This window comes from Streptomyces sp. NRRL S-495, assembly GCF_000966955.1.
In the GTDB taxonomy this organism is placed as follows: Bacteria; Actinomycetota; Actinomycetes; order Streptomycetales; family Streptomycetaceae; genus Kitasatospora; species Kitasatospora purpeofusca.
The window spans coordinates 1-10636 of record NZ_JZWY01000565.1; the positions used below are offsets into that span (position 1 = coordinate 1).

The 10636-nt window shown below is 75.9% G+C and carries 5 protein-coding genes and 2 pseudogenes; 4 read left to right on the top strand and 3 right to left on the bottom strand.

The features are described 5' to 3' along the window. From VR45_RS27320 to VR45_RS50675, 3 genes and pseudogenes are all read left to right on the top strand, one after another. A partial coding sequence (locus VR45_RS27320; protein WP_045942503.1) for an endonuclease/exonuclease/phosphatase family protein occupies positions 1–2303 on the top strand: 2303 nt, incomplete at its 5' end. A 171-nt stretch (positions 2304–2474) separates the two neighbouring features. After that, positions 2475–2963, top strand: a pseudogene (locus VR45_RS50670) (ribosome-inactivating family protein); the annotation flags it as partial. Positions 2964–3108: 145 nt separating this feature from the next. Continuing rightward, positions 3109–3369 (top strand): hypothetical protein, encoded by a 261-nt coding sequence (locus VR45_RS50675; protein WP_353612722.1) that lies wholly within the window; start codon positions 3109–3111, stop codon positions 3367–3369. Between the two features lie 142 nt (positions 3370–3511). Here the strand turns inward: VR45_RS50675 and VR45_RS44500 are convergent. The 3 genes and pseudogenes from VR45_RS44500 to VR45_RS27340 all read right to left on the bottom strand — a co-directional run. Next, positions 3512–4140: pseudogene (locus VR45_RS44500) on the bottom strand (sigma-70 family RNA polymerase sigma factor); the annotation flags it as partial. Positions 4141–4320: 180 nt separating this feature from the next. Beyond that, positions 4321–7080 carry a LuxR family transcriptional regulator gene (locus tag VR45_RS27335; RefSeq protein ID WP_045942506.1) on the bottom strand — a complete coding sequence of 920 codons (2760 nt, stop codon included), beginning with the start codon at positions 7078–7080 and terminating at the stop codon, positions 4321–4323. 237 nt (positions 7081–7317) lie between these two features. Further along, a complete protein-coding gene (locus tag VR45_RS27340) occupies positions 7318–10092 on the bottom strand; it encodes a LuxR family transcriptional regulator (RefSeq protein ID WP_078896871.1) in 2775 nt (924 codons plus the stop codon). 187 nt (positions 10093–10279) lie between these two features. Here VR45_RS27340 and VR45_RS47255 point away from each other — a divergent pair. After that, positions 10280–10636, top strand: a 357-nt coding sequence (locus VR45_RS47255; RefSeq protein ID WP_159394374.1) for a hypothetical protein, incomplete at its 3' end; no start/stop codon positions are given.

Here is a 10636-nt window from a genome sequence, read left to right on the forward strand (position 1 = left end):
GCGGCAACGTCGCCTTCCGCAACGACCTCGACTCCGACCTCAACCTGCACGGCGGCTGGGAGCACCACAACCTGTTCGAGCAGAACACCCTGCGGATCCCGTACGAGCACCGCTCGGGCAGCTGCCAGGCCAACTGCGGCGGCGAGGGCGGCGAGACGGACGACGGGACGTGGTACCCGATCTGGTGGGCGGCCGGCCCCAAGGCGGGGAAGTGGTCCGGCTCCTCGGGGCCGCAGAACGTCTTCTACAACAACACGATGCTCAAACAGACCGTCCCGGGCGGCCCGTTCGAGCCGTACGGGCCCTACGGCACCCGGACCGGCACCGCCTTCCAGTTCGGCTCCGACAGCCAGGACCCGGACCGCTTCCAACCGCTCGGCCAGAGCGGGCAGGCCATCGCCGACTGGACCGGCCGGGAGACGCTGGACTACACCGGGGCGGGGGTGGTGCCCCTCGACGTGGGCAGGCGGCACTCCCTCTTCCTGCGGTACACCGGCGGCGAGCTCGACCCGCGCGCCGACGGCGATCGAAAGGTGATCACCTGGAACATGCGCGGCCGGTCCATCACGGGGTCGAACAACAGCGCCGACAAGTGGCGGACCAGCCTGCAGGAGCTGGTCGCCACCCACCGGCCCGACGTGATCCTCCTCCAGGAGGCCGGCGCCCCGCCCTTCCCGCTGGGGATCAACGCCGAACACATCGCGATCCCGCAGAGCACGTACCAGCGGCGGAACTCCGCGGGCGAGGTCATCGACATGCCCCCCGTCCGCGAGTACCGGCGCACCCTGAACGGCGTCGACGGCTATCTGTACTGGCTGCAGACGGACACCAACACCACGGGGGTCGGCCAGATGAACCTGGCCGTCTGGACGCGGGAGCGGGCCTTCGACCCCGGCGACCCCACCGGCGGCGGGCGGATCTTCGTCGTCGCCTCGCCCGGGACCGGCCTCTCCCGGCCGGCGCTCGGCGTGCGGGTCGGCGGAACGATCTACTTCACGGTGCACATGGACACCGGCGGCGGCGCGAACGCCACCGGCCTGCTCAACGCCATCAGGTCCCGGGTGGCCTCGCCGCAGGGGCTGCCCACCGCCGTGTTCGGCGACTTCAACACCGATCTCGGTACGTTCCGCCGGACGATGAGCAGGCTGTGGGACGTCCAGGGGGCCCGGGAGCACACCTACCCGGTCAACGGCGACCAGCCCCCGGGGAACTACGACTTCGGGGCGATCTCGGCGCGCTTCGGACCCGAACCGCAGGTGTACTTCACCAGCGCCGACCGGGTCGAGTCCGTACGGACCTCGGACCACTACCCCGTCGCCTTCACGCTCTCCCCCGCGCCGGGCGATCCACTGCCGACGCCGACGCCGGCCCCTAAGAAGAAGAAGCCGAAGGGGGACCGCACCGCCCGCTCCGCCAGGAGCACCTACGCGCCCTACCCCAGCAGCAAGCCCGGCGGCGGCACGGGCGGCAGCGGCCGGACGCTCGGCACCCGGCCGGTCGACCGGGGCAACCGCGACATGGAGACCCTCGTGTTCGAGCCGGCCGCCGACCACCCGGACCAGTTCCGCATCCTGCACCGGACGACCCGCACCTATCTGAGCCAGGAGTTCGGCCTGCTCAACACGCCCGCGGTGCTGCTGCCCGAAGGCGACCGGGGGCTCACGCAGATCTGGAGCGTCATCGACATGGACGACGGCACCTGGGTCGTGCTGAACGCCGAGACCGCGCAGGTGCTCGCCGCCGTCGACGGGCCCGAGGGAGAGGAGGTGATGCTCCGCGACTTCGACTCGGAGGACGCCTCCCAGCGGTGGTTCTTCCAGGAACCCGAGGGCGAGGCGCTGGACGTGGACGAGCTGCTGCGGCAGGACGACGATCCTCAGGACCTGGTGGTCGGCGTGCCGGCCGGAACCGGCACCGGCCTCCCGCTGGACCTGGTGGTCGACGACAACGGCGCCCGCGGGCAGTTCACCACCGTCTCCGCGGGCCGGATCCGTGAGGACTACTGCTACTACCTCGTCAACAACGGGAGGTACGTCAACACCTCCGCCTCCGACCCGTACCCCCGGCACGAGGCGCTCCTGACCCTCGACGCGTTCCGCCCCGACCACCCCAGCTACCTGTGGTGCACCGACACGCCGGACCGGCACGCCACCGCGGGCGTGCTGCTGACCCAGCGCACGGCCACCGGCCAGCGCCTCTACCTCACCTCGCGCGGGAACGCCCGGGGGCTCGCCGTCACCGAGAGCCTCGCCGCCGCGGACCTGTGGACCTGGAAGTGGACCTGGAAGGAGGTCTCCCGGTGAACGACCCGGGACGCGGTGACGTCCTGCCTGTGGGCCCTGAAGTGGCCCGGGCTGACTGATCACTGACGGTCTGTCACAGAAAGGGGGCGTTCCCGGTCTTCCTCTTCGGGAGCGGGAACGCCCCCTCCGACGCCGGGCCCTCGGGCCGGCACCACCCATCGGGAGCACCGAATGACAACAACAGTTCTCAAGCGCCGCGGGGTCCGCGCCCTGCTGGCGTTCGCCGTGGCCGCCGCGGTCGCCGTCCCCGGCCTCGGGGCCGCGTCCCCGGCCCGGGCGGACACGCCCGACGGCACCACCAAGGTCGTGGAGGTGAAGCTCGACCACAACTACACCGGGGGCAACGTCGCCGGGTACCACACGGCGCTCATCCGGCTCCGCCAGGCGGCGGGGCGGCAGTTCCGCGACGACGACGTCTACCTCACCCAGGCGACGCCGCCCGGCCTGATCGCCCTGCGGATCCAGGACAAGGACGGCAACGAGCTGTCGAGCCTCTACTTCAACCCGGCCAGCCTCTACGTCGGCGGCTTCCGCACCAGGAGCGGCAAGCTGTACGCGTTCAACGACGCCTCGGAGAACGTGCGCACCGAGATGGGCCGCGGCGGCCAGGTGAACACGCTGGCCTTCGGCGGCAGCTACGGCTCGCTCGTCGCCACCGCCGGGGACGAGCCGTCGATCGAGTGGCTGAACGGATTCATCGGCTCGGCCGAGATTCATCGGCTCGGCCGAGACCGTCGGCAGGGCCGACCAGCAGCTGGGCGAGGCCGCCGGCCGGGCCGCCGTCGCCCGGGCGCTGATCAAGCTGATCGGCGCCTTCTCCGAGGCGGCCCGGTTCACCGACTTCCGCGACACCTGGGACCCGGTCGTCGCCGGGCGCAACGGCGGCGCCTTCTTCGAGATATCGACCCCCCGGCTGCGGGCGCTGCGCGGCGCCTGGGGCTCCATCTCCAGGTTCGCGATCGACATCACCACCGTCCCGTCCACGCCTCCCCTGACCGTCAACGGCGTGGGCACGTTCGCCTCCTGGCAGGACGTCCGGGACCACCTGCGGGTGATCCGCCGATAGCGGGCCTGCGGGCCTCCCCGGCGGCGGGCGGGGCGGGGTCGGCGCAACGGGCCGACCCCGCCCCTCCCGTTGCGCCGCGGGTGGGGCGGCGCGGTTCCGGCGGTGCCCGGGACCGCTGCGCAGGCCCCGTTCACCGCGCCGCCAGCAGCGACTCCAGGGCGCCGGTGTCCCCCGCCCGGGCGGCCGCGACGAAGGCCGCCAGCAGTAACCGGTGCTCCGTCGGGTCGACGGCCTCCCGATGCGGCGGCGGGCCCGGCTGGTGATCTGGCGGACGTTGACGGCGCTGAGGCGCAGCATCGCGGCGATGTCGGCGTTGGCGTACTCGAAGGCCTCGCGCAGGATGTACACCGCCCGCTCCCTGGGCGTCAGCCGCTCCAGGACCACCAGCAGCGCGGACGCCAGCTCCTCCGCCCGCTGCACGCCGGCCTCGGGGTCGCTGCCGGTGTCGACGGGCTCGGGCAGCCAGGGGCCGAGCGGGGTCTGGCGGCGCGCCCGGGCGGACTGGGCCACGTTGAGGGCCAGCCGGGCGGTGGCGCGGGACAGGAAGGCCGCGGGGCTGACCACCGCCGAGCGGTCGGTCAGCTGCCAGCGCAGCCAGACGTCCTGGACCACGTCCTCCGCCTCGACCGCGCTGCCCAGGATCCGGTACGCGGCGCCGAAGAGGCGGGGCCGCAGCTCCTCGAAGGCGGCCGCGGCCTCGTCCAGGGTGGCCTCCCCGGCGGGCGGCCGGGTGTCCGGACGCGTCCCGGGCAGGTCTGTCAACACGCTCATCACGGCTCCGTTTCGCCTGCGGCATCCGTCGATGCCCGCAGGGAACACGCTCCCGCCGCGGCCCCCGCCGTGACGCCCCGGAAGGTGCCTGGTCCGCTGCCCCGGTGCCCCGTGGCGGCCACCCCCGGGGGTACCGGGGCGGGCACCCCCGCCGGCGGGAGCCGGGGCTCGGGCGCGGGCTCAGGCCGTGGCCGCCGCGCTGTCGGGCAGGGCGCCGCCGAGTTGCTTGCGGGAGGTGACACCGAGCTTCGTGTACACCTTGCGCAGGTGCCACTCCACCGTGTGCGGGCTGAGGAACAGCTGGGCCCCGATCTCGGGGTTGGTCATCCCGCCCTCGGCCAGGCGCGCGATCTGGGTCTCCTGGGCGGTGAGTGCGGTCCGGGACTCGGCCGGGCGTCGGTGCGCCGTCGCGCCGGTGGCGCGCAGCTCCCGCCACGCGCGCTCCGCGAAGCCCTCGACCCCGATCCGGCTCAGCGCCTGGTAGGCGGTGCCCAGGTGCTCGCGGGCGTCGGCCCGGCGGTTCTCCCGCCGCAGCCACTCGCCGTAGAGCAGGTGGGCGCGGGCGTGGGTGATCCGGACCCCGGTGCGGCCCAGGCGTTCGACGGCCTCCTGGTGGAGGGCCTCGGCGGCCGCTCCCGCGTTCACCTGGGCGCGCACCATGGCGGAGGTGCCGAGGGCCCAGTCGGTGCCGCTGGCCCGGGCCAGGTCGGCGACCCGGTGGGCCGCCTCGGCGGCGCGGGCCGGTCGGCCGCTGCGGGCGGCGGCCTCGACGAGCTCGACCGTCGACCTGATCGCGAGGCCGAGCTCCTGGAGGCTCTCCACGCCGCGTTCGGCGGCGGCGCAGGCCTCCTCGTAGCGGCCGAGCCCGTTGTACAGCACGGCCTTCGCCCACTCGCCGGAGCCGGGGACGTCGCCCGGCCTGCCCCGGTGGGGGCCGGCGTCCCGGGCCATGGCGTCGGTCGCCCTGAGCACCTCGGCCTCCCGGCCCCGCCACGGTTCGGTCACCAGGGAGGCGTAGTGGGCGAGGTAGCGGCTGCCGGTGGCCTCGCCGATCGCCCGCGCCTCGGCGATGAGCGCGTCCGCGTGGTCGAGTTCGCCGGCCAGGACACGATTGGAGACGAGTTGCAGCAGGGCCGACGGCAGCACCGACAACGCGCCCGTCCCGCGGGCCAGCTCGACCAGGCGCGCGGAGAGCACCGTGTTGCTGTCGAAGTCCCAGACGTTGAAGGCCATCCTGGCGGCGAGCGGGAACCAGCCGAGGCCCTCCTCCGCGGAGACCTCCTCGGTGCACAGGGCGCCCAGGGCGCGCAGCACCGTGGGCGCGCCCGCCCGGTAGCCGTCGACGGTCATCGCGGCCAGGCCGCGCAGCAGCAGGTCGTTGCGCTCCGGGGGCGGCCCGGGCGGTGCGGCGAGCGCGGCCCGGGCGATGTCGGCCAGCGTGGCGCCGCTCGGCGGGCGGTCGATGATGAGGGCGGCGTGCAGCGCGTCGCGGTAGGTCTGCTGGGCGAGTCCGGTGTCCAGCGCCTCCAGGCGGCCGGCGGCCCGCACCAGCACCGGCAGGGCGCCGCCGGCGTTCTGGGAGGCGAACACGATCCGCCCGCGCAGCAGGTCCGCCTGGGCGAGTCGGCGCTCGTCGAGCGGGCCGAGGGCGGCGGCGTCCAGCAGTTCGCGCGCGGTGTCGTAGCCGCCGGCCTGGTACTTGGCCTGGGCGGCCGCCAGGGCCCGGCCGGCGCGGGCGGCCGGGTCGGGGGTGAGCTCGGCCGCCCGTTCCAGGAACGCGGCGGCGGCCGCGACCCCGCCGCGGGCCTGCGCCCGGCCGGCGGAGCGCTCCAGTTCGGCGGCGACCTCCTCGTCGGGCCCCGGGGTGGCGTTGGCGAGGTGCCAGGCGCGGCGGTCGGGGTCGGTGTCCGGGTCGGTCGCCTCGGCCAGGGCCCGGTGCACCTGCTGCCGGGCCTCGGGCGCGGCGGCCCGGTAGGCCGCCGAGCGCACCACGGGGTGCCGGAACCGCACCCGGGTGCCGATCGTGACCAGGCCCGCGGCTTCGGCCGACGGGGCGGCGGAGTCTTCGATGCCCAGCAGGGCGGCGGCCTCGGCCAGCAGGGCGACGTCCCCGACCGGTTCGGCCGCGGCGAGGAGCAGCAGGTGCCGGGCGGCGGGCGGCAGGGCCTGGATCCGGTGCAGGAAGCTCTGCTCGATCTGCCCGGCCAGCGGCCGCGCGTCGGGGCGTCCGAAGCCGCCGGCCAGTTCCTCGGGGCCGAGCCCGCGGGGCAGTTCGAGCAGGGCCAGGGGGTTGCCCTGGGTCTCGGCGACGATGCGGTCGCGGACGCGCTCGTCGAGCCGGCCCGGGACCACGGAGTCCAGCAGGGCGCGGGCGTCGCTGTCGCCGAGCCGTCCGACCGTGAGCTGCGGCAGCCCCGTGAACCTGGGCTCCAGGGAGGGCTCGCGCACGGCGAGGACCAGGCCGATCCGCTCGGCGAGCAGGCGCCGGGCGACGAAGGCCAGCGTCTGCACGGAGACCTCGTCCAGCCACTGGGCATCGTCGACGAGGCAGAGCAGCGGGTCCTGTCCGGCGGCGTCGGCGAGCAGGCTCAGCACGGCGAGGCCGACCAGGAAGCGGTCCGGCGGGGTGCCCGCGGTCAGGCCGAACGCGGTGCCCAGCGCGTCGCGCTGCGGGGCCGGCAGGCGGCCGAGCCGGTCCAGGAACGGGGCGCACAGCTGGTGGAGCCCGGCGTACGGGAGCTCCATCTCGGACTGGACGCCGGTGACCCGGGCGGTCCGGAGTCCCCGCGCCCGGGCGGCGGCGTGCTCCAGCAGTCTGGTCTTCCCCACGCCCGGCTCGCCGCGGAGCACCAGGACCCGGCTCCGGCCGCCGCGCACGGCGTCGAGCAGTTCCTCCAGTGCCCCGCACTCGCGGCTGCGCCCCAGCATCTCCTGAGTCATGGGCCGGCCGGCCTCCCCTTCGGTCCCGGCCGGGCCCGGATCCCCGAGCCCGGCGCGCGGTCGTTCCTGGCGCGGACCGCGGTGCCGTCCCCCCAGGGGCGGCCGCGCTCGCGCGCGGCGCCGGTCGGCGCCGCCGGGCCCAGCCTGCCGCCCCGGCCCGTCGGCCGGCGCCCGGGGAACCCCGGGTCGACCCCCGGGTGTCCCCGGGGCTCCCGGGGGGCCTGCGAGGGCCGGCCTTCAGGCGTCGGCCAGGGCGGCGCGGAGCCGGTTTCGGGACTTGACGTCGAGCTTGGTGAACACCTTGCCCAGGTGCCATTCCACGGTGCGGGGGCTGATGAAGAGTTCGGCGCCGATCTCGGAGTTGGTCAGGCCGTCGGCGGCCCGACGGGCGATCTGGCCCTCCTGGGCCGTGAGGGCCTCGCGCCCCGGCGCGCCCGCGTCGGCGGGGCGCGGCCGGACCGTCTCGCCGGTGGCCAGCAGTTCGCGCCGGGCGCGCTCGGCGAAGGCCTTGGCGCCGAACCCCCGCAGCAGCTCGTGGGCGGTGCGCAGGTGCCCGCGCGCGTCGCCGCGCCGGTTCTCGCGGCGCAGCCACTCGCCGTACACCAAGTGGGTGCGGGCCAGGTGGACGGCGCTGCGGCCGCGTTCGAGGCGGGCCAGGGCCTCGCGGTAGAGCCGCTCGGCACCCGGGCCGTCGTCCAGCAGGGCGCGCGAGCGGGCCAGCACGCCGAGGGCCCAGTCGGTGCCGGCCGCCCCGGCGCGGTCCTCCAGCCGGCGCAGGGCCGCCGCGGCCCGCTCGGGGGCGTCGGCGCGGGCGGCCGCCTCGACGAGTTCGGCGAGGGCGAAGCCGTGGACGGCCAGGTCCTCGTGCGCAACGGCCCGTTCCGCGTGGGCCAAGGCGTCCTGGTAGCGGCCGAGGCCGTTGTGGAGGACGGCGACGAGGTAGTGCTCCTGGCCGATCGCGCGCCCCTCGCCCCATGTGGTCGCGTCCCGGGCGGCGCCGCGGATCACCTCGGCGGCCCGCGCGTCCTCGCCGCGCCAGGCCGTCAGCAGGAGCGCGGGGTACGCCATCGGCGATTGGCCGGTCACCTCCGCGATGGTGTCGGCCTCGTCGATGAGCGCCGCCGCGAGGTCGAAGTCGCCGGTGTGCACGGCCAGGGCGGCCCGGTAGCCGAGCGCCAGGGGGAGGACGTTGAGGGCGCCGGCCTCGCGGGCCGAGCGGACCGCCTGCTCGGTCATCCAGTGCCATGCCTCGTCGTCCCACAGCTCCCCGGCGACCAGCCAGGTCAGCCAGAGCCAGCGCATGGCGTCGCCGCTCTCGCGGACGGCGGCCTGCCGGAAGGCCCCCAGGGCGGACCGCAGCAGCGGCCCGCCCTCGGCGCAGCCGTCGAGGAACCAGGCCGCCAAGCCGTCGAGGAGCAGGTCCGTGGGCCGTGCGGGCAGTACCCCGAGCGGTGCCGTGCGGGCGGCTTCGGCGACCTCCCGCACCCCGGTCCGCCGGCCCAGGCGGCCGGCGAAGACCGCCGATCCGAGGGCGTCCAGGTACGCCTCGCGCGCGGACGCGTCCCCGGCCCGCGCCAGTCGGCCGGCCGCGTCGAGCAGCAGGGGCAGCGCCTCTCCGCCGCGTCGGCGGGCGAAGGCGACCTGGGCACGCAGGCGGGCCATCCGGGCATGCTGCACCTCGTCCAGCGGGCCGAGCCGGGCCGCGTCGAGGAGTTCGAGCGCCGCCTCGGGGGATCCGGCGTCGAACGCGGCCTGGGCGGCGGCACCCGCGCGGGTGCCCCGCAGGGCCGGATCGGGCGTCAGTTCGGCCGCGCGCCGCAGGAAGGCCGCCGCCGCCGCGATCCCACCGCGGGCCTGGGCCCGGCCGGCCGACCGCTCCAGCTCGCCCGCCAGGGCCTCGTCCGGGTCCACCGCCGCGTGGGCACGGTGCCACGCCCGGCGGTCCGAGTCGAAGGCGGGGTCGGTGGCCTCGGCCAGCGCGCGGTGCACGTCCCGGCGCACGGTGGGGTCGGCGGCGCGGTAGGCCGCCGAGCGGACCAGCGGGTGGCGGAACCGCACCCGGGTGCCGAACTCGATCAGCCCCGCGGCCTCGGCCGCTCCCGCGGCGTCCGGGCCGAGGTCGAGCCGCTCGGCGACCCGCCGCAGCAGCGGCGCGTCCCCCATCGGCTCCGCGGCCGCCGCCAGCAGCAGCCGCTGGGCAGCGGCGGGCAGTGCGCCGATGCGCTGCAGATAGGCCTGCTCGATCTGGCCGGCCAGCGGGCGGACGTCCGGGCGCCCGAACCCGCCGGCCAGCTCCGCCGCCGACAGCCCCCGGGTCAGTTCCAGCAGGGCCAGCGGGTTGCCGCGGGTCTCGGCGACGATGCGGTCCCGGACCCGCTCGTCCAGCCGCCCGGGCGCCACCGATTCCAGCAGCGCCCGCGCGTCGTCGTCGCGCAGGCCCCGGACCGCGATCTCGCGCAGCCCCCCGAACGGGTCGCCGTCCGCGCCGGGCCCCGGGGTGCGCGCCGCGAACACCAGCGCCACCCCTTCCGCCAACAACCGCCGGGCGACGAAGGCCAGCGTCTGGGCGGAGACCCGGTCGAGCCACTGGGCGTCGTCCACGACGCAGACCAGCGGCCGCTCCTCCGCCGCCTCGGCCAGCAGGCTGAGCACCGCCAGGCCGACCAGGAAGCGGTCCGGCGCGGTCCCCGCGCTCAGGCCGAACGCGACGGACAGGGCGTCGCGCTGGGGGCCGGGGATGCGGTCGAGCCGCCCCATCAGGGGCACGCAGAGCTGGTGCAGTCCGGCGAACGCCAGCTCCATCTCGGACTCGACACCGACCGCCCGCAGGACACGGCACCCGCTCGCCCGCTCCACCAGGTACTCCACGAGGGCAGACTTGCCGACCCCCGGTTCGCCGCGCAGCACGAGGACCTGGCCCCGGCCCTCCCGGGCCCCGGCGATCACCTGGTCCAGCACTCCGCACTCGCTGCGCCGGCCGCGCAGCCTGCGCCACGGAGCGCTGCCCGCCATCCGCCACCACCCTGCAGTTCCAGGTCCGGGCTCTGATCGTTCCGGGTCGTCCCATCATGCATCAGCCCTCGCGGGGCGGACAAACCCCTGCCGGGCACCGCCGCAGGCGTCCTGAGAGGCCGTCACCCTCTGAACACACCCCCGTTCGCCCACGGAGCCGCCATGTCCTCGCCCACCTGCCCCACCCGTGCCCACCCGTGCCCGCTGGGGCCCGTCGCGAATCGTCACGGCGGGCCTCGCCGTCGTCCTCTTCGTGCTCGCCGATGTCGCCGCCGGGATCGACGAGCCGGTGCACGAGGTGATGCTGCACAGCCGCCGCCTGGCCGTGGTGCTGGTCTGCTCGGTGGTCGGGCTCGCCCTGGTGGCCTGGCTGCTGGAACGGCAACATGGCCGCACGACTGCTCTACTGGCCCGTCGTCACCATGCTGCTCCTCACCACCACCGTCGCCGTCTTCCTGCTCTGAGCCCAATGTCGGCCTTGTTCCCGTGGGCCGATCGACCGCCCGGAGGAGATCCGCCGCCAGGCCGCTCCGGGGGGAGACGG

What these genes read in the sequence shown, in the direction of transcription:
- VR45_RS27335 (WP_045942506.1), bottom strand. Translation starts at nt 7,080, where the DNA reads ATGACTCAGGAGATGCTGGGGCGCAGCCGCGAGTGCGGGGCACTGGAG.
- VR45_RS27340 (WP_078896871.1), bottom strand. Translation starts at nt 10,092, where the DNA reads ATGGCGGGCAGCGCTCCGTGGCGCAGGCTGCGCGGCCGGCGCAGCGAG.